This is a genomic window from Arthrobacter sp. Y3222053, from assembly GCF_059092805.1.
This window is the reverse complement of record NZ_JBNHIA010000008.1, coordinates 32,947-54,087: the sequence shown is the minus strand read 5'-3', so window position 1 is coordinate 54,087 and position 21,141 is coordinate 32,947. Positions and strand designations below refer to the sequence as shown.

The 21,141-nt window shown below is 69.3% G+C and carries 21 protein-coding genes and 2 riboswitches; of the genes, 13 read left to right on the top strand and 8 right to left on the bottom strand.

Going from position 1 to position 21,141, the window contains the following annotated elements; translation table 11 throughout:
- Nucleotides 1-19: 19 nt before the first annotated feature.
- Nucleotides 20-1,294, top strand: a complete 1,275-nt coding sequence (locus tag AC5RUW_RS15820) for an MFS transporter (protein WP_494161583.1) — start codon at nucleotides 20-22, stop codon at nucleotides 1,292-1,294.
- Nucleotides 1,295-1,328: 34 nt separating this feature from the next.
- On the opposite strand, the gene serC is transcribed toward AC5RUW_RS15820, so the two are convergent.
- Nucleotides 1,329-2,456: a phosphoserine transaminase gene (gene serC, locus AC5RUW_RS15815; RefSeq protein WP_494161552.1), complete on the bottom strand. Its 1,128-nt coding sequence runs from the start codon at nucleotides 2,454-2,456 to the stop codon at nucleotides 1,329-1,331.
- Between the two features lie 285 nt (nucleotides 2,457-2,741).
- On the opposite strand from serC, the gene AC5RUW_RS15810 reads away from it, so the two are divergent.
- The 9 genes from AC5RUW_RS15810 to fdhD all read left to right on the top strand — a co-directional run bounded on the left by AC5RUW_RS15810 (nucleotide 2,742) and on the right by fdhD (nucleotide 10,247).
- Complete coding sequence (locus AC5RUW_RS15810) at nucleotides 2,742-3,437, top strand: iron-dependent transcriptional repressor DtxR (protein WP_494161551.1); 696 nt, start codon at nucleotides 2,742-2,744, stop codon at nucleotides 3,435-3,437.
- A gap of 81 nt (nucleotides 3,438-3,518) precedes the next feature.
- Nucleotides 3,519-3,728: riboswitch (cyclic di-AMP (ydaO/yuaA leader) on the top strand.
- 109 nt (nucleotides 3,729-3,837) lie between these two features.
- Nucleotides 3,838-4,494 (top strand): M23 family metallopeptidase, encoded by a 657-nt coding sequence (locus AC5RUW_RS15805; protein WP_494161550.1) that lies wholly within the window; start codon nucleotides 3,838-3,840, stop codon nucleotides 4,492-4,494.
- A 125-nt stretch (nucleotides 4,495-4,619) separates the two neighbouring features.
- Nucleotides 4,620-4,776, top strand: a riboswitch (cyclic di-AMP (ydaO/yuaA leader).
- Between the two features lie 3 nt (nucleotides 4,777-4,779).
- On the top strand, nucleotides 4,780-5,535 hold the full coding sequence (locus AC5RUW_RS15800) for an NlpC/P60 family protein (protein WP_494161549.1): 756 nt from the start codon (nucleotides 4,780-4,782) through the stop codon (nucleotides 5,533-5,535).
- Nucleotides 5,536-5,571: 36 nt separating this feature from the next.
- Nucleotides 5,572-6,369 carry an NlpC/P60 family protein gene (locus AC5RUW_RS15795; RefSeq protein WP_494161548.1) on the top strand — a complete coding sequence of 266 codons (798 nt, stop codon included), beginning with the start codon at nucleotides 5,572-5,574 and terminating at the stop codon, nucleotides 6,367-6,369.
- Nucleotides 6,370-6,587: 218 nt separating this feature from the next.
- On the top strand, nucleotides 6,588-7,088 hold the full coding sequence (locus tag AC5RUW_RS15790) for an HNH endonuclease (protein WP_494008463.1): 501 nt from the start codon (nucleotides 6,588-6,590) through the stop codon (nucleotides 7,086-7,088).
- Nucleotides 7,085-7,834: a molybdenum cofactor guanylyltransferase gene (gene mobA, locus AC5RUW_RS15785; RefSeq protein ID WP_494161547.1), complete on the top strand. Its 750-nt coding sequence runs from the start codon at nucleotides 7,085-7,087 to the stop codon at nucleotides 7,832-7,834. Before AC5RUW_RS15790 ends, mobA begins: the two co-directional genes overlap by 4 nt.
- Nucleotides 7,809-8,096 (top strand): DUF6457 domain-containing protein, encoded by a 288-nt coding sequence (locus AC5RUW_RS15780; RefSeq protein ID WP_494008461.1) that lies wholly within the window; start codon nucleotides 7,809-7,811, stop codon nucleotides 8,094-8,096. Before mobA ends, AC5RUW_RS15780 begins: the two co-directional genes overlap by 26 nt.
- The gene (locus tag AC5RUW_RS15775) at nucleotides 8,089-9,387 is read left to right on the top strand and encodes a molybdopterin molybdotransferase MoeA (protein WP_494161546.1); all 1,299 of its coding nucleotides are present in this window, start codon (nucleotides 8,089-8,091) and stop codon (nucleotides 9,385-9,387) included. The genes AC5RUW_RS15780 and AC5RUW_RS15775 overlap by 8 nt, the downstream gene beginning before the upstream one ends.
- A 32-nt stretch (nucleotides 9,388-9,419) precedes the next feature.
- The gene (gene fdhD, locus AC5RUW_RS15770; RefSeq protein WP_494161545.1) at nucleotides 9,420-10,247 is read left to right on the top strand and encodes a formate dehydrogenase accessory sulfurtransferase FdhD; all 828 of its coding nucleotides are present in this window, start codon (nucleotides 9,420-9,422) and stop codon (nucleotides 10,245-10,247) included.
- Nucleotides 10,248-10,263: 16 nt separating this feature from the next.
- On the opposite strand, the gene AC5RUW_RS15765 is transcribed toward fdhD, so the two are convergent.
- Nucleotides 10,264-11,943: a sensor histidine kinase gene (locus AC5RUW_RS15765; RefSeq protein ID WP_494161544.1), complete on the bottom strand. Its 1,680-nt coding sequence runs from the start codon at nucleotides 11,941-11,943 to the stop codon at nucleotides 10,264-10,266.
- A gap of 141 nt (nucleotides 11,944-12,084) precedes the next feature.
- Between AC5RUW_RS15765 and AC5RUW_RS15760 the strand changes: the two genes are divergently transcribed.
- Nucleotides 12,085-14,013: an ABC transporter ATP-binding protein gene (locus AC5RUW_RS15760; RefSeq protein WP_494161543.1), complete on the top strand. Its 1,929-nt coding sequence runs from the start codon at nucleotides 12,085-12,087 to the stop codon at nucleotides 14,011-14,013.
- 33 nt (nucleotides 14,014-14,046) lie between these two features.
- Here AC5RUW_RS15760 and AC5RUW_RS15755 read toward each other — a convergent pair whose 3' ends face one another.
- The 6 genes from AC5RUW_RS15755 to AC5RUW_RS15730 are packed head-to-tail and all read right to left on the bottom strand — an operon-like array spanning nucleotide 14,047 to nucleotide 18,817.
- On the bottom strand, nucleotides 14,047-14,859 hold the full coding sequence (locus tag AC5RUW_RS15755) for a DeoR/GlpR family DNA-binding transcription regulator (RefSeq protein ID WP_494008456.1): 813 nt from the start codon (nucleotides 14,857-14,859) through the stop codon (nucleotides 14,047-14,049).
- A gap of 6 nt (nucleotides 14,860-14,865) precedes the next feature.
- Nucleotides 14,866-15,726, bottom strand: a complete 861-nt coding sequence (locus AC5RUW_RS15750; protein WP_494008455.1) for a class II fructose-bisphosphate aldolase — start codon at nucleotides 15,724-15,726, stop codon at nucleotides 14,866-14,868.
- A complete protein-coding gene (locus tag AC5RUW_RS15745) occupies nucleotides 15,723-16,697 on the bottom strand; it encodes a 1-phosphofructokinase family hexose kinase (protein WP_494161542.1) in 975 nt (324 codons plus the stop codon). Before AC5RUW_RS15745 ends, AC5RUW_RS15750 begins: the two co-directional genes overlap by 4 nt.
- Complete coding sequence (locus AC5RUW_RS15740; protein ID WP_494161541.1) at nucleotides 16,694-17,632, bottom strand: ROK family protein; 939 nt, start codon at nucleotides 17,630-17,632, stop codon at nucleotides 16,694-16,696. The genes AC5RUW_RS15745 and AC5RUW_RS15740 overlap by 4 nt, the downstream gene beginning before the upstream one ends.
- Before the next feature lie 9 nt (nucleotides 17,633-17,641).
- Nucleotides 17,642-18,577 (bottom strand): SIS domain-containing protein, encoded by a 936-nt coding sequence (locus tag AC5RUW_RS15735; RefSeq protein ID WP_494161540.1) that lies wholly within the window; start codon nucleotides 18,575-18,577, stop codon nucleotides 17,642-17,644.
- Nucleotides 18,578-18,625: 48 nt separating this feature from the next.
- Nucleotides 18,626-18,817: a hypothetical protein gene (locus AC5RUW_RS15730; protein ID WP_494161539.1), complete on the bottom strand. Its 192-nt coding sequence runs from the start codon at nucleotides 18,815-18,817 to the stop codon at nucleotides 18,626-18,628.
- 100 nt (nucleotides 18,818-18,917) lie between these two features.
- Here AC5RUW_RS15730 and AC5RUW_RS15725 point away from each other — a divergent pair, with 100 nt between their 5' ends.
- Nucleotides 18,918-20,153: an extracellular solute-binding protein gene (locus tag AC5RUW_RS15725; RefSeq protein WP_494161538.1), complete on the top strand. Its 1,236-nt coding sequence runs from the start codon at nucleotides 18,918-18,920 to the stop codon at nucleotides 20,151-20,153.
- Nucleotides 20,154-20,219: 66 nt separating this feature from the next.
- The gene (locus tag AC5RUW_RS15720) at nucleotides 20,220-21,140 is read left to right on the top strand and encodes a carbohydrate ABC transporter permease (RefSeq protein ID WP_494008450.1); all 921 of its coding nucleotides are present in this window, start codon (nucleotides 20,220-20,222) and stop codon (nucleotides 21,138-21,140) included.
- Nucleotide 21,141: the final 1 nt, after the last annotated feature.

Genomic DNA, 21,141 nt, shown 5'->3' with positions numbered 1-21,141 from the left:
TGACGGAGGCGGAGCGATGATGTTCCGGTCCCTGAAGATCTTCAACTACCGCATCTGGTTCCTCGGGGCACTGGTCTCCAACATCGGCACCTGGATGCAGCGCACCGCCCAGGACTGGCTGGTGTACGACATCCTCACGGACCAGAACGCTGCGGCCATGGGCATCGTCATGGCGCTCCAGCTGGGACCGCAGCTGGTGCTCGCCCCCTGGGCCGGCCTGCTGGCTGACAGCTATGACCGCCGCCGGGTGCTGCTGGCCACGCAGCTGTCGATGGCGCTGCTCGGGGTCGGGCTCGGCGCCCTGGTCGTCACCGGCGCCGCGGAGCTCTGGCACGTCTACGCGTTCGCCCTGGCCCTGGGCGTCGTTTCGGCGGTGGACGCCCCGGCCCGGCAGAGCTTCGTCTCCGAAGTGGTCTCCGAACGGGACCTGCCGAACGCCGTCGCCCTGAACAGCGCCTCCTTCAACGGCGCCCGGATGATCGGACCGGCGGTCGCCGGGCTCCTCACGGTGGCGGTCGGCCCGGGCTGGGTGTTCATGATCAACGCCCTGACCTTCGGCGCGATGGTCCTCGCACTGGTGAACATGCGCTCCTCGGAGCTGCGGGTGCTGCCCAAGGCCCCGCCCGGCAAGGGCAAAATCCGGGCCGGCCTGCGCTACGTCCGCTACCGTCCGGACCTGATCATGGTGATGCTCGCGATCTTCATCGTGGGAACCTTCGGGCTGAACTTCGCCGTATATATTGCAGCCATGGCCCGCACGGAGTTCGGGCAGGACGCCGGAATCTTCGGGCTGCTGAACTCCATTATGGCCATCGGCTCGGTCACCGGAGCGCTGCTGTCCGCCCGGCGGGACCGGCCGCGGCTGCGCTTCGTCTTCGGAGCGGCGGGCCTGTTCGGCGCAGCATGCGCGCTGGCCGGTTTGGCCCCGAGCCTGGAGCTGTTCGCGCTGGCCCTGGTGCCGGTGGGGCTGTTCGCGCTGACGCTTATGACCAGCGCCAACGCCTACGTCCAGACCACCACCACGCCGGTCATGCGCGGGCGGGTCATGGCCCTGTACTTCGCCATCTTCATGGGCGGTACACCGATCGGCGCACCGATCGTGGGGCTGGTCTCTGACAGCTTCGGACCCCGCTGGGGGCTCGGGGTGGCAGCCCTGTCCGGGCTGGCGGCCGCGCTGATCGGAGCTGTCTGGGCCTGGCGGGCCGAACGGCTCCGGCTGGCCTACGACCGTTCGTCCCGGCGCCGGCTGCGCCTGGTCAGGGCCCCGGAAAAGCAGCAGGGCCCGGACGCCTGACGGCATCCGGGCCCCGGGCGGGCAGGCTGCTGCCCTACAGGTTTTCGATCACGAAGTCGATGCTGCGCAGCAGCGCACTCACGTCCTCCGGGTCGATGGCGACGAAGGTGGCGATGCGCAGCTGGTTGCGGCCCAGCTTGCGGTACGGCTCCACATCGACGATCCCGTTGGCCCGCAGGGTCTTCGCGACGGCCGCAGCATCGATCGACTCATCGAAGTCGATGGTCGCAATGACGTTCGAGCGGTCCTCGGGCCGGCTCACGAACGGGGTGGCGACGCCGGAGGCCTCCGCCCAGCGGTAGATCCGTCCGGCCGAATCGGCGGTCCGTGCAGCCGCGAACTCCAGGCCGCCGCTGTTGTTGAGCCACTGCACCTGGGCGTCCAGGGTCACCAGCGTGGACAGCGAGGGGGTGTTGTAGGTCTGGTTCAGGCGGGAATTGTCGATCGCCGTCTGCAGGTTCAGGAAGTCCGGGATCCAGCGGTCGGAGGCATTGATCCGCGCCGCGCGTTCCAGCGCCGCCGGAGAGAACAGCCCCAGCCACAGTCCGCCGTCGGAGGCAAAGTTCTTCTGCGGCGCAAAGTAGTAGACGTCGGCCTCGGACACGTCCACGTCCAGGCCGCCCGCCGCGGACGTGGCGTCGATGAGGACGAGCGCGCCGTCGTCGGCTCCGCCGACCCGCTTCACCGGAGCGGCCACGCCGGTGGAGGTCTCGTTCTGCGGCCAGGCATAGACGTCCACCCCGGCCTCGGCCTGCGGCTCGGGACGGGTGCCCGGCTCGGCCTTGAGGATCGAAGACGCGGCGAGGAACGGCGCCTTGTTGGTGGCGGCGGCGAACTTTGATCCGAACTCGCCGAAGGACAGGTGCTGCGCCTTTTCCTGCACCAGGCCGAAGGAGGCAACGTCCCAGAAGGCGGTGGAACCGCCGACCCCGAGGACCACTTCATAGCCCTCGGGGGCGCGGAAGAAGGCGGACAGGCCTTCACGGATGCTGCCTACCAGGCTGCGCACCGGGGCCTGCCGGTGCGAGGTGCCCAGCAGCCGTGCGCCGGCGTCCGACAGGGCCTGTACCTGCTCGGGCCGGACCTTGGAGGGGCCGGCGCCGAACCGCCCGTCCCGGGGCAGGAGTTCGGCGGGAATGGTCAGTGCGGGGTTTTCGCCCATGGTCTCTACGCTCCAGCGGATTCGTCAGTGCATTTCGCCCTTTCATTCTGCCCCACGCGGCGGGCCCGGCCCATTTGTGAATCGGGTCGCAGCGGCGTCGGGAAGGACTGCCTCCGCCTGCGGCTTTTCCCGTGCAGGAGCGGGAAAAGCCGGGGGCGAACCGGCAATCGGGTGATTGCCCGGGCTGAGTCGCGATGGGCTAACCTTGGGGCATACCAGGGACCTGTGGCGGCCGATGCTGCCCGCATCCCACTTCTTCCGCACGATTTCAAGGAGCGGCCGGCCATGACGGATCTCATCGACACGACAGAGATGTACCTGCGGACCATCCTGGAGCTGGAAGAGGAGAACATCGTCGCCCTGCGGGCCCGGATCGCCGAACGCCTGCGCCACTCCGGGCCCACCGTGTCGCAGACCATTGCGCGAATGGAGCGTGACGGGCTGGTGGTGGTCTCGGGCACCCGGCAGCTGGAACTCACCGAACTGGGCAGGGCCCGAGCCGTTGGCGTGATGCGCAAGCACCGGCTGGCCGAACGCCTGCTCTCGGACGTCATCGGGCTGGACTGGGCCTACGTCCACGACGAAGCCTGCCGGTGGGAGCACGTGATGAGCGAGCGCGTCGAACGCCGGCTTTACGACCTGCTGGGCCACCCGACGGCATCCCCTTACGGCAACCCCATCCCCGGCCTGGAGGAGCTTGGCGGCGTGCCCGCTCCCGGTGCGGCCGCCGACACCGTCTCGCTCGCCACGGCCGTGGCCGGCGCGGGGGAGGGCCAGAAGTACCAGCTCGTGCGGCTTGCCGAGCCCATCCAGGTCGATCCCGAGCTGCTGGGCCAGCTGGACGAGGCCGGCCTGCATCCCGGCGCGGAGCTGACCGCGGAAACGGTCGGCGGGTACATCTCCGTCCGTGTCCCCGGAATCGAGGGCGCGCTGGAACTGCCGCCCGAAGTGGCTTCCCACGTCTTCGTCGCGCAGCGCTGATTCCGCAGCGCCGATAACGGAATGGTAAATTTCGGCGCTGTTCCCCTATAGTGTTTGACGACGCTGAACCACCATCGTTATCCGGCCCAAATGCCTAACCCTGCCGTTGGGCCGGAGCACCATACCGTTCGCAGGCGGGGGCGGAGGACCCAATTCTTTGGCAGCAGCCGCTGCCTCGGGGTGAAGCCTCCACAGCAAGCAGCATGGCAACAGCCGTGCTGCCGGCCGGAGGCCGAGTGCTTCTCCACTCGAATCCGACAGCTAACTTCGCAGGCTTGAGAGAGGGAACCACTTGTCGAAGCATGCTGCTTCGGGCAGGCGCCGTGCGTCTGCCCCGGCAACACCTGCGCGCCCGCGCTCCCAGAGCGGACGCCGGCGGGCCGAAACCAAGCACCACTCCGTGGGGGACACCGCCCAGAAGGTTGCCATTACGGCGGCGACCTCCGGCCTCATCCTGAGCGTCGCCATTCCTACCACAGCAGCGGCCGAGCCGGAACCGCAGGTGCAGGCCGCTGCTGCGGTCCAGGAGACCGTCACGGCTGATCCCGCCGCCCAGGTCAGCTTCGAGCGCGCCGGCCTGAGCAGCCGGTACGACCCCGAGGCCCGCCTGCAGGAGGTCACGGTGGCGGCTGCGGCCTCCTCCGTCACCCCGGCCGCCGCCAAGGGAACGCTGGCCAAGCCCCTCAACGCCGAAATGGTGTCCACGTCCGGGTTCGGCTACCGGGTGTCCCCCATTACCGGCATGAGCGGAGAGCTCCACCGGGGCCAGGACTTTGCAGCGGCCTGCGGCACGGATGTCACTGCGGCTGCGGCCGGAACCGTCACCTTCGCCGGCTGGCACCCGTACGGGGGCGGCCAGCGCGTCGTCATCGACCACGGCAACGGTGTCGAGACCACCTACAACCACCTCTCCGCGATCCACGTGGCCGTAGGGGACACGATGGACCGCGGCGCGCTCCTCGGAGCCAGCGGATCCACCGGCGCCTCCACGGGCTGCCACCTGCATTTTGAGGTAATGGTAAACGGCGACGTCGTCGACCCCCTGGGCTGGTTGTAACCGCAGACATACCGTTCTGTGACCGGAACGTGACATTCCTGAAAGCTTCCTGTAGGGTCGTCACCGTGCCCGGCACCCCAACGGCCAGGCACCCTCGAGCAGATCGCCTAGCTCTGCCACTGTTTGAGGTCCGTTCGCACAATCGCATGGCAGGGGCGGGGGAACCAATTTTCGGGCACCGTTTGGTGCCCTTGGGGTTAAGTTGAGCGGCTTCGCGCCGCCCAGCCGGGTGACTCCCATCCGAACCCGACAGCTCACCTCGTAGGCGTAGGGAGAGGCACAGCTTTGTCATCACGCACCCATGGCCGCCGTCGGGCGGCCAGCACTTCCACGAGCCCGCTTGCAACCGTTGGCCGCCAGGCTGCCGTCGTAGCCGCCGCGTCCGGCCTCGTGCTGGCCGCCGGTATCCCGGCCCAGGCCGCCCCGAGCACCGAGCGCCAGGCACTTGAGGCCCTGCCCCTGAACATCGTCACCGGCGGCGGCGCCCTGTCCGTTCCGGCCGACGCTCCGTTCCAGCTGGCCGGCCTTGAGCAGGTTGTTTCCGAATCCGGCGCCGTCGAGCGCGCCGCCGCCGAGCAGGCAGCCGCCGAGCAGGCAGCAGCAGAGCAGGCTGCCGCCGTCGCCGCCGAGCGCACCGCCGTCCAGCAGGCCGCTGCTCCGGCGCCGGCAGCTCCCGCCCAGGCCGCACCGGCCCCGGCCGCCGAGGTCGCCGTCCAGGCCGCCCCGGCCGCCAGCGCCGTCGCCGACATCCTGGTCGGCTCCGCCTACTCCCAGATCGGCGTCGCACAGGACTGCACCGCCATGGTGGAGAAGGCCCTGCGCGCCGCCGGCAAGTCCGTGGGCGACCTCGCCCCGGCCCAGTTCTACGCGTACGGCTCCGTGGTCGGTTCGCCAATGCCCGGCGACCTTGTGATCACCCCGGGCCACGTTGCCATCTACGTCGGCAACGGCCAGGTCATCAGCGGCGGCTTCAACGGCTTCAACACCGCCCTGCACAACCTTTCCGACCTGCCGGGCGCCAGCTTCGTCCGCGTCAGCTAGACACCAGTTGTCGTAACCACTCAAGGAAGAATCAGCATGACTACGACACCTGAGCGCGCCCGCCACCGGGCCGCAGTCGAGCGCAACACCTTCTCCGCTCTGGCGGATGCAGTGTCCTCCAACGCCGGTACCGTCGGCCGCCAGGCCGCAGTCATCGCCGCTGCGTCAGGCCTGGTCCTGGCCTCCGGCGCCGCAGCCACCGCCTCCGGGGCTCCGGTGGAGGCGCAGCGCGAGGTCCACACCAGCAAGCTGGACATCGCCAACGCACCCCTGCTGGTGGCCGACGACGTGCCCGTCTCGTTTGAGCGCCCGGCGGTAGCCGGCGTGGTCGAAGCCGCTCCGGCGGTCGAAGCCGCTCCGGCGGTCGAGCCCGTCGCCGTCCAGGAGCAGGCTGCAGCCCCGGCTGCGGCTGCCCCGGCCGCCTCCGCTCCGGCAGCGGCCAACGTCTCCCTGCAGTCCCAGCAGGTCGCTCCGGCGCCTGCTCCGGCACCTGCCCCGGCCGGCGGCACCGCCGCTGTTATCGCCAGCGCCGCGCTCGCGCAGCTCGGCGTCATGCAGGACTGCACCGCGCTGGCCACCAACGCGCTGGCTGCCGCGGGCATCAACTATCACGGCTGGCCGGCCGGTTACCTCTCGCTCGGCCGCACCGTGAGCGCGGCGGAGGCTGTCCCCGGCGACCTGATCTACTACGCCGACGGCGGCATGGGCCTGGCCCACATCGCGGTTTACATCGGCGGTGGCAAGGCCGTGCACGGCGGCTTCAACGGCAACACCACGGTGATTGCCGATGCCGAGCTCGGCTCCGGCGGCGTGTACATCCGCGTCGGCGGCTAGACCGCGCCACACAGAACCAAACACCAAAGGGACCCGCCCGCGGGTCCCTTTTGTGTCGTCTGCACGTTGTCCCGCCCCGCGGCGGCGGGCCGGCGCGGGGCGGATAAATAGTCAAGACCGGAGGCTGGGCTTACCCTTGCATTGTCGATCCGTTGTACCGTTCTGCGTGGCGGCTCCTGGAGAACCGCCGCGAAGAATGCAGGCGAAGAGGACTGTGCATGCGCACTCTCGTTCTGAATGCAGGGTACGAGCCGTTGGCCGTGGTCACCTTCCGGCGCGCCCTGGTGCTGGTGCTGGCCGGCAAGGCCAGCGTGGTGGCCGAAAGCGGGGAACCGGTGGTGGGCCCCAACGAAGTGTTCGCACGACCCTCGGTGATCCTCCTGAACCGGTATGTGAGGGTGCCGTACCGGGAGGGCACGGTCGCCACCCGGCGCGGCGTGCTGCGCCGTGACGACCACCGGTGCGCTTACTGCGGCAAGGCGGCCGCGACCGTGGACCACGTCGTGCCCAAGTCCAGGGGCGGCGGAGACAGCTGGGAGAACCTCGTGGCGTGCTGCCTGCGCTGCAACAACGCCAAGGGGGACAAGACGCTCAAGCAGCTCGGCTGGGAGCTGCGGTTTCGTCCGCAGCCGCCGCGCGGTGCCCGCTGGCAGATCCGGGAACTGGAACGTCCCGCGCCGCAGTGGCACGCCTTCCTGGGCAGCGACACGGCAGCATGACCGGTACCGACCTGCCGGCGGACGGAACCCCGCAGCCGGCGAAGCCGGGGTCCGGGGTGCCTGCCCATGATGCGCTCATTCTGAGCGGGGGCCGATCGTCCCGCCTCGGCGGAGAACCCAAGGCGCTGCTGAGGGCCGGGAGCAAAACCCTGCTGGCGCGGACCGTGGAGGCGGCAGCCGGGGCGGGACAGGTGGCCGTGGTGGGCCCGGAAGAATACCTGCGGGCAGCCGGCCTTGCCCCCGGGCAGTGCCTGTCGGTGCGTGAGGACCCGCCCTACAGCGGACCCGCCGCAGCCATCGGCGCCGGGCTCGATGCGCTTGAGCGCGCCGGTGCCGGCGCGCCGTGGCTGCTGGTGCTGGCCTGCGACATGCCCGGGATCGCCGCCGCCGTCGACGCCCTGCTGGAGGCGGCGGGCAGCCCCGACGGCGTGCCGCCCGGGACGTCGCTGCTGGCCTGCACGGAAGGCCGCGCCCAGCCGCTGGCAGGCCTGCACGACACCGCCGCGCTGCGGGCCGCCGTCCGCGAGCAGCGCGGAGCCGGAGGATTGGAGAACCTGTCCGTGTTCAAACTCCTTGCTAGGGTGCAGAGGAGGGAAGTACCCGTTCCGGCAGGCAGCACCTCCGATGTCGACACATGGGAGGACGCCCGGCGGGCCGGCGCCGTCGCCGGCCCCGGACCGTCGAACGCCGGGGCACCGGAACTGCACTGGAGGAGCACGTATGGCAAGCCAGGAGGAGCAGCTTGAGGCCTGGAGCGCCAGGCTGCTGAGAGCACTCGAGCTGGAGGGCACGCCGGTGGACGTGGGCGCCGTGCTGAAGCTTGCCGCCGACGCCGCGCACTCGGTGGTCCGGCCGGCCGCCCCGCTGACCACCTTTATCGCCGGCTACGCCGCCGGTGTGGCGGTGGGAAGCGCGCAGGCCCCGGACGCCGTCGCCATGCGCGCAGCGATGCGGGCGGCAGGCTCAGAGTGCCGCGCCCTTGCCGGTGAGGAGGACCGCAATGACTGATCCCCTGGCACCCGCAGCCCCCCGGCCCTCCGCGCACGCGGACTGGCACGGAGCCCGACGCACCGCCTATGCCGCCGCTCCCGGGCTGCCGGTGGAGACGGTGCCGCTGGCCGAGGCGCTGGGCCGAATGCTCGCCGAGGACGCCCGCGCACTCCAGCCCGTGCCGCATTACGCCTCCGCCGCCATGGACGGCTGGGCCGTGGCGGGCACCGCCCCCTGGCGGCTCAAGGAGCCCGAGCCCGAGCCCGAGCGCTGGCAGATCCACCGGGAATCCGGACGCCGCCCGCTGCAGCCCGGCGAAGCGGTGGCCATCCTCACCGGCGGGACGGTGCCGGAGGGTGCGGACAGCGTGCTGCGCAGCGAAAGCGGGCTCCTGGACGGCGCCGGAATCCTGAGCCTGGCTCCGGCCGCCCGAGCCGATGAGCCGCGGCCCGGCGAGCACATCCGGCCGGCGGGGGAGGAAGCCGCAGCAGGCGAGGTCGTCATTCCGGGCGGAACCACCCTTAACCCTGCCCATATCGCGCTGGCGGCGGTGTGCGGGCACGATACGCTGCCCGTGCTGCGGGCCCCGCGGGTGTCGCTGCTGCTTACCGGAGACGAGGTCATCGAAGCCGGCTTGCCCGACACCGGCCAGGTCCGTGACACGTTCGGCCCCCAGCTGCCCCAGCTGATCGGCATGCTGGGCGGGCACGTCGACGTCGTACGCCGGCTCCCTGACCGCTTCGAGGACGTGGTCGCGGCGCTGACCACCGAAGCGACGGATGAGAGCGCCATCGCGATGAGCTTCGGCGACGTGCTGGTCACCACCGGCGGCACCGGGCGGTCCGATGCCGACCACCTCCGTCTCGCGCTGGAGGAGGTGAACGCCGAGCTGCTCATCGACGGGATCGCCATGCGCCCGGGGCACCCGACCATGCTGGCGAGGCTGGAGGACGGACGTCTGGTGGTGGCGCTGCCGGGCAATCCGCTGGCCGCGATGATGGCCGTGTTCACCGTGCTGCAGCCCCTGCTCGAAGGGCTCAGCGGCGCCCGGCCGGCCCGCCCGCACCACGTGCTGGCGGCATCGGCCGTCGAGCCGCTGCCCGGCCGGACCAGGCTGGTGCCCTGCACCATCCGGGACGGCAGGGCCCATACCTCGCCCTACTTCCGCTCCGGCATGCTTCGGGGCCTGGCCGAGGCCGACGCCGTCATGGTCATCCCCGCGGAGGGATGCCAGCCGGACGAGCCGCTGCTGGCGCTTCCGCTGCCGTGGAAGGTGCGCGAGGCGCCGACGCCCGGCAGCGGCCGCTGAGCCGGCGATCCACCACCCAGTCAGGAGGAACCATGCCCCGTCTCACCCAGCGCCGGAAGGTGACCCGCTTCCGGCTCGACGGCGGCGCCGGCAGGCGCGAGGACGTGCTGGCCGGAGAGGAGCCGCTGGAGGTCCGCGTCGGCGGCCGGTCATTCAGCGTCACCATGCGCACCCCCGGGGACGACTTTGACCTGGTCGCCGGGTTCCTGGTCTCCGAGGGCGTGGTCAGCGCCCCGGGCGAGATCGTCAGCCTGCGCTATTGCGCCGGCACCGACGACCAGGGCCAGCAGACCTTCAACGTCGTGGACGTGCAGCTGCGCCCCGACGTCGCGCCCCCGGACACGTCCCTGGAACGCCACGTCTACACCTCCAGCTCCTGCGGGATCTGCGGCACGGCGTCCATCGACGCCGTCCGCAAACAGGCCCGGTTCAACCTGGCCGAGGACGACGAAGCCTTCCCGCTGCCCCTGCTGGCTTCCCTGCCGGACCGGCTGCGCCGGGAACAGAAGCTGTTCGACCGTACCGGGGGCGTACACGCCGCGGGGCTGTTCAACCATGAAGGGGAGCTGCTGTGCCTGCGCGAGGACGTAGGGCGCCACAACGCCGTCGACAAGGTGGTGGGCTGGGCGCTGCGCGCGGGCATGCTCCCGCTGCGCGGCATGGTGCTGCAGGTCTCCGGCAGGGCGTCCTTCGAACTGGTCCAGAAGGCGCAGATGGCCGGAATTCCGGTGCTGGCCGCGGTGAGCGCGCCGTCCTCGCTGTCGGCTGAACTGGCGCACGAGGCGGGCATGACGCTGATCGGTTTCAGCCGCGGCACCTCGCTGAACTGCTACACCGGAGAGCAGCGCGTCCTCGCCTGAGCCCGGCGGCGCAGGTTCAGGCCCGGGCCGGCAGCTGGACCGTGAACGTCGTTCCCCGGCCGACCTCTGAGGCCACCTGCAGCTCGCCCCCGTGCTGGTGCACGATGTCCTGCACGATCGCCAGGCCCAGTCCGGTGCCCGGGATGGCCGCGGAGGTGGCGTTGGACGCCCGGAAAAACCGCTGAAAGAGCTTGGGCAGGTCGTCGGCCGGAATTCCGATGCCGGTGTCCGCGATGCTGACCCGGACCATCGGCCCGGACAGCTCCGAGGGCGCCATCCCCGCACTGACCCGGACCGTACCTCCGGCGGGGGTGAACTTCACCGCGTTGGACAGCAGGTTCGTGAAGACCTGTTCGAGCTGGTCGCAGTCGCCGTCCACAAGCAGCGTGTGGACGGCGCAGTCCACGTGCACGGCCACGCCGCCGGCGTCGGCGGTCGGGGCCAGCGAATCGCCCACTTCCGACAACAGCCCGGCCAGGTCGATCTCCTCAACGTCCAGTGTGGACTCTCGGGCGTCGCTGCGGGAGAGCGTCAGCAGGTCGGAGATCAGCTGGTTCAGCCGGTTGGCGTTCCGGCCCACGATGGCCAGCATCTGCTGCACGTCGGCCGGCAGCTGCGTGCCCGACCCGTCCAGGATGAGGTCGAGATAGCCGGTGATCGAGGTCAGCGGGGTGCGCAGCTCGTGGTTGACAGTGGCAACAAAGGTGGTCTTGGCCTGGTCCAGCTCGCGCAGCCGCGCCATCACCTTGCGCTGCGCGGTGATCAGGTGGCCCTGAACCAGGCCGTGCGCCAGGTTCCCGCAGACATGCTGCATCAGGGACAGCTCGGTGCTGGTGAAGGTCCGGGGCCCGGCCGAGGCCGCGAGCCAGAGCATGCCGAACGACGCTTCGCCGTGGCCCAGCGGCAGGAAGACCGAGGCCCGCACCTCCGCCGACAGCGCCTCCTCCTGGAGCGGTTCCGGCTCGTCGGCGGGCCGGAAATGGTCCTCCACGCTCGCGACCCGTCCTTCAGCCCAGAGCTGCCGGGCGAAATCCTCGACGGCTGGACCGCTGAGCACGGGGGCCGCGCCGGCGGCGTGCTCCCGGCTGAAGGCCAGGCTCAGCTGGGGAACCCGTTCATCCGGGAACGTCAGCAGCACCGCGTGATCCGCCTCGAACGCATTCACCAGCCCCTGCACCACGACCTCTGCCATGGCGTCGGGATCGTTGGTGGCGCGCACGGCCGCCGAGATACGCCGGGCGCGTTCACGCAGCGTCCCGGCCGAGGCGCGGCGGCGGCGGGCGAACAGGGTCTCGGCCTGGATCAGCGCCGCCCGGTAGCCCAGGTCCTGGCCGACCCTGTCGGCCAGGACGAAATCGGTGATGCCGCGCCGGACCATTTCTTCCACCGGCGGCAGGGCGCCGGTGGTCACCAGCAGCAGCGGCAGCGGCGAATCGCTCCCGGCTGAACGCAGCCGGGCAGCCTGCGCCGGGGCCAGCGAGGCGATGGTCTGTTCGCAGACGACGGCAAGCGCGGCCGCTTCCTGGGTGCAGGCCGCCTCGCCGCGGCTGGGGAACGGCACGGGCCGCAGTCCGCCGGCGGTCAGGGCGGCAGTGACTTCAGCGCACAGAAGGGGGTCCATGACGGCAACCAGTGCGGGCAGTCCCGCGGCCTCCCCGCCGGGGGTCCCGCCATCGATCCTGAGAGCCGTTGACATGGCGGCCTTTCTCCAGTGATGCGCCACACACGATGGCCGGCGATAGGAAGTGTACCAGCGGGTTCCCCCGGCGCGGCGCGGAGCACGCGTGTGCCGGGCATAAGCTGAAACAGAGTACTTAATGCCCGAGGAGGCACACCCATGAGCATGGAAGGCGCGGCCTGGAACTCGCTCTACCGCATCTCCCGGGCCGGCGACGGCGACCGCCGGATCTCCCGAGCCACCCTGCGCCGGATCATTGACTTCGCCGGCCCCTACCGGCGGCGGCTGGCGGGATTCGTCCTGCTCTCCGTGCTGGGTGCGGTCCTGGCCGTCGCGACGCCGGTGCTGGCCGGCGACGTCGTCAACGCCATCGTCGCCGGGAGCCCGGCCGAGACGGTGGTCCGGCTGGCCCTGCTGATCGCCGCAGTGGCGGTGGCCGACGCCGGCGTCACACTGGCTACCCGGTGGTTCTCCTCGCGGATCGGCGAAGGCGTGATCCTGGATCTGCGGACCCGGGTGTACGACCACGTGCAGCGGATGCCGGTCGCCTTCTTTACCCGCACGCGGACCGGTGCCCTGGTCAGCCGGCTCAACAATGACGTCATCGGCGCGCAGCAGGCCTTCAGCGGCACGCTCTCCGGCGTCGTCGGAAACCTGGTGTCCCTGGTCCTGACCCTGATCGTCATGCTCGGCACCTCCTGGCAGGTCACCCTGCTGGCCATGGCCCTGCTCCCGGTGTTCCTGCTGCCCGCCCGCCGCATGGGCGGGCGGCTGGCCGCGCTGCGCCGGGAAGCGGCGAACCACAACGCCTCCATGGGCACGCAGATGACCGAACGGTTCTCCGCTCCCGGCGCCACCCTGGTGAAGCTGTTCGGCCGCCCGGAGCAGGAATCCGCCGAGTTCAAGGTCCGTGCCGCGCGGGTGCGTGACATCGGCGTGAAGACCGCCATGATGCAGACCGTGTTCGTCACCGCGCTGACCCTGGTCTCCGCCCTGGCCCTCGCGCTGGTCTACGGGCTGGGCGGCTGGTTCGCCCTGACCGGGCGGCTGAACACGGGCGACGTCGTGACCCTGGCGCTGCTGCTGACCCGCCTCTATGCACCGCTCACCGCCCTGGCCAACGCCCGGGTGGAAGTGATGAGCGCCGTCGTGAGCTTCGAGCGGGTCTTCGAAATCCTGGACCTGAAGCCGCTGATCCAGGAGAAGCCGGAACCGGCGCCGCTGCCCGAGGGGCCGTTGAGCGTGGAGTTCGACGACGTGCGGTTCGCCTACCCGACCGCGGACAAGGTGTCGCTGGCCTCGCTGGAGGACGTTGCCGTGCTCGACTCCCGCGGAGGCGAACAGGTGCTGCACGGGATCTCCTTCCGGGTGGAACCGGGCCAGACCGTGGCCCTGGTGGGGTCCTCCGGCGCGGGCAAGTCCACCATCGCCGGGCTGCTGGCGCGGCTCTACGATGTCGACGCCGGGGCGGTCCGCTACGGCGGCACGGACGTGCGGGACCTGTCCTTCGCGGACATCCGCCGCGCCCTGGGCATGGTCACCCAGGACGGGCACCTGTTCCACGAGAGCATTGGCGCCAACCTGCGCCTGGCCCGGCCGGAGGCAACCGATGAGGAGCTGTGGGACGCGCTGCGCCGGGCCCGGCTCGAAGACCTGGTCCGTTCGCTGCCGGACGGCCTGGACACGATGGTGGGGGAGCGGGGCTACCGTCTTTCCGGCGGGGAACGGCAGCGGATGACGATTGCCCGGCTGCTGCTGGCCCGCCCGCGCATCGTGCTGCTCGACGAGGCGACGGCGTCCCTGGATTCCACGTCGGAGGCGGCGGTCCAGGCCGCGCTCACCGAAGCACTGGCCGGGCGGACGGCGGTCGTCATCGCGCACCGGCTGTCCACCATCCGCTCGGCGGACCGCATCCTGGTCATTGAGGGCGGGCGCATCGCCGAGCAGGGCACCCACGCGGATCTGCTGGCCCGAGGCGGCCGGTACGCAGAGCTCTACCGGACCCAGTTCAGCGAGGGTGGAGACAGCCCGGCCCAGGAAAGGGAACCCGCCCAGGAAACGGCGCCCACCCAGCTGCCATCGGCGTAGGCAACGCTGCCGTGGGGCAGGTCCGGGCCGGTGTCAGGGGCGGGCCGGGCCCGCCTTGGCCGGGTCGGCGACGATGACCCGGGTGCCGCCGGTTTCGAAGGCGGCCTTTTGCTGGACGGTGATGCCGTTGTCGGTGATCAGGTTACGGAACTCGAAATCGCTGAGGGTAGCGAAGCTGCGACTGCCGATCTTGGAGGAGTCGGCCACGATGTACGTTTCCGAGGCCCGGCGGGACATCAGCGAGTTGACTGCCGCCTCGCCCTCGTCACTGATGGTCGGCCCCACCTCGGGGTCCAACCCGTTGACGCCGACGAAAGCGAAATCCAGGGCAACCCGCTCCAGAATGGTGTCGGTATAGGGGCCGACCAGTTCGTAGGAGCGGGGATTCACCACGCCGCCGGTAACCATGATGCGGATGTTGGGCCGCACCACCAGCTGAACCGCAATGTTAATGGCGTTCGTCACTACGGTGAGCGTGGGCTTGTTGGACGGTTCCATCAGGTCCCGCCGCATACCCAAGGCCTTGGCTATGGCAGTGCTGGTGGTTCCCCCGCAGAGGCCGATCACGGCGCCGCGCGGTACAAGTGCGCTCGCGGCTTGGGCAATTGCCTCCTTCTGTGTCGCGAATACGTCACGGGTGTACCGCGAGGGAAGGCCGTAGGCCACGGCTTCCATCGTGGCTCCGCCGCGTGTGCGGGTCAGCAGGCGCTGGGCGGCCAGGGCATCCAGGTCCCTCCGGGCCGTGGCGGCGGACACTTCCAGCCCGGACACGATGTCCTCAATCTGCACTTTGCCCTGAGCCGCGAGCAGGTCAAGTATCGCGTTCAGGCGCTCTGTCTTGTCCATTGGATCCTAATCTTGGCCACCGGGGCTCCTCCCGCCGAGCGAGAGGAGGGCCAACAGCCTGCCTGCCTCCGGCGCGAGGGCCTGTCGGCCGGCATGGAGATATTTCCGTGAATCCACCAGCTCGGGAGTATTTTCCAGAACAGTCCGGACGGCACGGGTAAAAAACCCGTTCAAATGAGTTGAAACATTGATCTTAGTCATGCCCGCCCGTACTGCGGCCGCGAGCATCTCGTCCCCCACGCCGGAAGAACCGTGCAGGACCAGAGGCACGTGCAGCGCATGGCGGAGGTCGCTGATGAGCATCAGGTCCAGCTCCGCGCTGCGCCGGGTCATTGCATGTGAGGAACCGACGGCGACAGCCAAGGCGTCGACCCCGGTGGCCAGAACAAAGTCCGCAGCTTCGAAGGGGTCGGTACGGGCCCCCGGCGCGTGTGCGCCGTCCTTGCCTCCGACTCTGCCAAGCTCAGCCTCGACGAAGGCGCCGTAGGGCTCCGCGTGCTTCACCACCGATGTCGTCGCCGCCACGTTGTCGCTGTAGGGCAGGCCCGACCCGTCGTACATGACCGACCCGAAGCCCAGGTCCAAAGCCTCCCTGATGAGGGCCTGGTCCTCCGCATGGTCCAGATGCAGAGCCACCGGAACCGAGGCGGCGGCGGAGACGGACCGGCACGCCAGTGCCAAAGGCTCCAACCCGCCGTGATAGGCGGCGCAGTTCTGGGAGATCTGCAGGATAACCGGCAGGCCGACCTCCTCGGCGCCGAGGACAATGGCCTCCGCCGTTTCCAGATGCAGGACGTTGAAGGCGCCGATGCCGGTGCCGGCGGAAACGGCGGCGTCGACCAGGCTACGGGTGGGTATGAGGCTCATTCGTTCTGCTCCCGGTGCGGCGGATGGCGACGGACTCTTCTGACACGGATTTCGTCGCTGAATTCGCCGTGCCTTGTGGAGATTTCTCCGGCAACGGGCATCAGGACAGCCGCGGCCGACCACGCCGTGGCTGTCCGAATGAGGCGACACGGGTCGTGTTGCCCGGCCGCCAGCAGGACGGCGAGCGCCGCAACTGCCGCATCACCGGCACCTGTGGGGTTGCCTCGCAGCACGCGGCCGAGTGAGGCAGCCAGACAGGTCTCAGGCTCGGCCGCGCTGAACAGCCGCATGCCCTCGGATCCGGACGTGACAAAAACATGCTTGGCACCGGCCCTGATCAGGACATCGGCGCCGGCTCCGACGTCGGAGCAGCCGGTGGTCTCCAGAAGTTCCTCCCGGTTCGGCTTCACCGCGAATACTCCAGCCGCCGCTGCTGCCAGCAGCGCCGGACCTGAGGCATCCACGATGCAGGGCACACCGGCAGCAGCGCTGTACCGTGCGAGCCGGGCGTAGAAGTCGGAGGGTGTTCCCGGTGGCAGGCTGCCGGAGCCGACCACGCAGCCGGCGTGCGGAAGCTCCCGTTCGACGAGCGCGAAGAGATGTTCCCGGTCGGGGTCATCCAGGGGCACGCCACTCTCGTTAATGATGGTGGTCAGGCCGCTGGCCCTGTCCACAAAGGCCATGGAACGGCGGGTGGGGGAGGAGACCTCAGACAACCTGTGCGGAACCCCCGCGGCGGCCAGCTCGTCGCGGCAGGCAGCGCCGGTCGGCCCTCCGAGCGGTGCGAGCGCCAGCGCGGGAAAGCCGAGCTGATGAGCCACCCGGGCGACGTTGAGCCCCTTGCCGCCGGCGCGGGACAAGGGCGGGGGCACCCGATGGCTGTTGCCGGGAACCAGCGCGGCGAGGTCGTAGGTCTCGTCGAGCGCGGGGTTGGGGGTGAGGGTCAGGATCAGGTTCCGTGCTGCGTTCATGATGCGCCGCCCAGCAGGTCCCTGGCCCGCATCGCCGCCCCCACCAGCCCTGCGTCCTGGCCCAGCGCGGAGCGCAGCAGCCGGGGCCGGCGATGGAAGGAAAGCCTGGCGTCGGTCAGCCTGGCCAATGGGTCCAGCAGTGCGGGACCTGCCTGGGAAAGCCCGCCGCCGAAGATGACCGCCTCGCTGCCCAGGACGGCCGCGGTCTGGCAGATGACGGTCGCAAGGGCTTCGACCGCATCGTTCCAGATGTCGCGGGCAGCGGCGTTTCCTTTCCGCGCGGCGGCCAGCACCTCCCGGGCCTCCCGCGCCGGCGAGCCTGTCCGGTCAGCGAATCTGCGCGCGATGGCACCTGCCGAGGCAACGGTCTCGAGGCAGCCGGAGGCTCCGCAAGGGCAGGGAAGCCCGCCGCCGGCGGGCATGTGACCGAACTCGCCGGCGAACCCGCCGCCGCGCACGCGACGTCCGTCGGCAAACACGGCGCCGGCAATCCCGGTCCCGACGATGAGGACCACCACGTCACACAGTCCGCGGCCGGCGCCCACGCGCATTTCCGCCTCGCCGGCAAGCCCAACGTCGTGTCCGAAGGCGACCGGCAGTCCGGTGGCCTCGTGCAGGCGGGAGGCGAAGGGGTAGTTGCGCCAGCCCAGGTTCGCTGCGAGGATGCCGGTTCCGGCGTCCTCATCAACGAGTCCGGGCACGACGAATCCGACGGAGCGGATTGGGCGGCCCTCAGCCCGGACAGTGTACTCCTGTGCGAGCTCGGCGACCCGTTCAACGATGATGTCCCCCGGCCGGCGCGCATCCTGCGGAGTAGGCACGCGCATCAGTCCACGGAAACGGCCGGCATTATCCTGCAGGGCGGCCTTGATATCCGTTCCGCCCACATCGAAGGCCAGGACCAGACCCTCGTCCTGCGGCGGTGAGACGAACACGATGGCCTCCTAACCGGAGAGGATCACGGAACGGGTCAGGTTCCGCGGCCGGTCGGGGTTCATCCCGCGCGCGAGTGCGCGGGCCAGAGCGAGGCGGTGCACTCGGACGAGCTCGGCGAGCGGATGGTGGGAGGCTGCCTCGAAGTGGGCACCGGCGCCGCGAACCTGGTCTCCGAGGCCCTCGGGTGCGGGCGCCAGCAGCCAGGTGACGCGGCCGGGAGCCGCGATGGCGATGGGGCCATGCCGGTACTCCATGGCTGGGTACGACTCCGTCCACTCCTGCCCGGCCTCGCGCATTTTGAGGGCCGCCTCATGGGCGAGCCCCACGGTCCACCCATGGCCCAGAAACGTGAACTGCTCCGCGGCCAACAGGTCTGCGGGAATCTCTTCCGCGATCACGGTGCGCGCACCGTCCACCGCTGGGGACAGGTCCCAGCCCAGGGAAGTCAGCAGGTAGCAGAGAGCGGCTGTGGCGAAGCGGGTCTGGACCACAGAGGTCTCGTCCGCGAAAGGCAGCGCCACCACGGCCGTGGCCAGTTCGGCAGCAGGCGTATTCGCATCGCCCACGAGCAGGATGGTGGGAATGGGCGCCGACCGCAGCACCCGGAGGAGTTCGAGGACCTCGCTGGTGGTTCCGGACCGGCTGATGGCGATCACTCCGTCGTACCCGCGGGTGGGCACGACGGCCGCTTCGGAAGCCGGAAAGGCATCCGTTTCGCCCAGCCCCGAGGACTCCCGGGCCGCAGCGAAGGCCTGGGCCATGAACCAGGAGGTGCCGCATCCCACTGCGGCCACACGTGCGGTGGGCTTGGGGAGGAGGTGCTCCGCCTCCGCCCGGGCAATGGCCAGCTCCCAGATGTCCGGCTGTGACTCGAGTTCCTTGCGCATCCACTGCCCGGGCTGGGCGGCCCCGAGACCTGGAGCTGTGGTCGGAGTGTGCGGCATGCGGGGCTCCTTTCGGGCCGCGCCCCGCTGACCGGGGTGCGCGATAGCTCATGGTGAATCATGATCTTTCGATATGTCCAGAGAGCAGAAACGTGCAGGCAGGTAGTCGAATACGGATGCCATTCCGTGCGAAAAAGACCGCTTTTTCCTCTTGACGGGTGCACAGCCGAGGGCGAGCATGTGGGCATTCGACTGCTTGTCGATGAGCGTGAGCAGCGCGAAGACATCACTTTCAATCACTCAAACTCCAGCGCGGAAGAGTTCTCCCGGACGAATGCGCGTCAAGCGGCCATATGCCGGTGTCAGCGACCACCTCCGAACCGACCCGAAAGAGGATTCCATGAAGCGAATCGTGCCCTCCGGTCTGATTGCCGTCGCCACTGTCGGCGCACTGGCCCTCTCCTCCTGCGGATTCGGCGCAGAGGGAGGCGACGACGACGGATCGACTACTACTCTCGACCTGCTCGTGCCCACCTATTCCGACGGAACCAAAGCCCTGTGGGAGGGCGTGATCGAAGACTTCGAGGCCGAAAACGAGGGAATCGATGTCGTCCTGCAGGTCGAATCCTGGGAGAACCTCGAGTCGGTCCTGCAGACGAAGATCCAGGCGGGTGAGGCGCCGGACATCTACAACGGCGGACCTTTCTCGGGATTCGCCGACGAGGGCCTGCTGTATCCGGCCGAGGAAGTCGCCGGCGAGGACACGCTCGCCGACTTCCAGGAGTCCTTCGCGGAGAACGAGACCTTCGAAGGGACCCAGTACGGTCTGCCCCTCATCGCCTCGGTCCGTGCGCTGTTTTACAACGAGGACCTCTTTGACCAGGCCGGAATCGAGGCGCCGCCGACCACCTGGGACGAGCTCTACGACGCCGCGATGAAAATCTCCGATACCGGGACGCCCGGCTATGGCATGCCGCTCGGCTCCGAGGAAGCCCAGGGCGAGAGCCTCATCTGGTTCGCCGGCAACGGCGGCGGCTTCGGTGACGAAAGTTCCATCACCGTCAACAGCCCGGAAAACGTCGAGGCTGCCGCCTTCATGAAGAAGATGATTGCCGATGGAGTGACACAGCCGGATCCCGGCGCGACCCAGCGCACACCGATGATCAACGTTTTTGTCCAGGGGCAGATCGGCATGGTGTATGGGCTCCCGCAAACTGTAGGTCAAATCGAGGAGTCGAACCCCGACCTGAACTACGGGGTGGCGAGCGTTCCAACCAACACCGGTGAACCCGCAACCCTGGGCGTGGCGGATCGGTTGATGGCTTTCCGCAGTGACGAGGACAAAACCGAAGCCATCGCCGCGTTCATGGATTTCTTCTTCGCACAGGACCAGTACCTGAACTGGGTGCAGACGGAGGGTTTCCTGCCGACCACCAAGAGCGGATCCGAAGCAATGGGCTCCGACGAAACTCTGAAGCCGTTCCTGGACATGTTGCCCAGCGCCAGCTTCTACCCCACCACCAATCCGGGCTGGAACGCCACCGACGGAGCCTTCAAGTCGCTGATGGGTCAACTTGAGGACCAGGAGCCGGCCGCAGTCCTGGAGCAGATCCAGGCCAAAGCCGACGAATCCTGATCTGCAGCCCGCCGCGGGGCCGGTATCGCTCTCGGAACCGGCCCCGTACCGAGAAAGGGACCGACCATGCGCACACTGCCCCGGCCGCGCACGACGATCGGACGCCGTTCACGCCGCAGCGAGGGGCTGGCACCCGCCCTGCTGTGGATCGGACCCGTGCTGGTGCTGATTTTTGGAGTGGTGATCTTCCCAGCCGGGTATATGGTCTACAACTCCACCCGCCGGATCAGCCAGGCAGGCACCGACGTCGAGGGCGTGGGATTCGAGAACTTCGCCACGGTGTTCTCCGATCCCAACCTGCCACGGATCATGGTCAACACAGTGGTGTGGGTGGTGGCTGTCGTGACCCTGACCGTGCTGATTTCCCTGGCGCTGGCCAACTTCCTTAACAAGCCCTTTCCGGGCCGCACGCTGGTCCGGATGGCCGTCGTGGTGCCGTGGGCCGCCAGCGTGGTGATGACCACCACAGTGTTCTACTACGGGCTGGACCGGGACTACGGCATCATCAACAAGCTCCTGGTCGACGTCGGGCTGATGGACTCGAGCTACGGCTTCACCAAGAACGTCACCTCCGCTCTGGCGGCGGCAGTCATCGTGGGTGTCTTCGTGTCGCTGCCCTTCACCACCTACACGCTGCTTGCAGGGCTCCAGGCGATCGGTGACGACGCACTCGAGGCCGCAAAAATGGACGGCGCCGGCCCGGCACGGACGTTTTTCAGCGTGGTGCTGCCACAGCTGCGAGGAGCCCTGGCGGTCGCGGTGCTGATCAACATCATCAACGTCTTCAACAACCTGCCGATCCTGCGCATCATGACCGGCTCTATTCCCGGATACAGCGCCGACACCCTGATGACCTACATCTTCAAGGTGCTGCAGTTCGACAGGCGGCTGGATATCGCCAGCGCCCTCAGCGTGGTCAATTTCGCCGCGGTGCTGGTGATCGTCGCCGTCTACGTCAGGATCGTCAAGCCAATGAAGGAGGCATGAG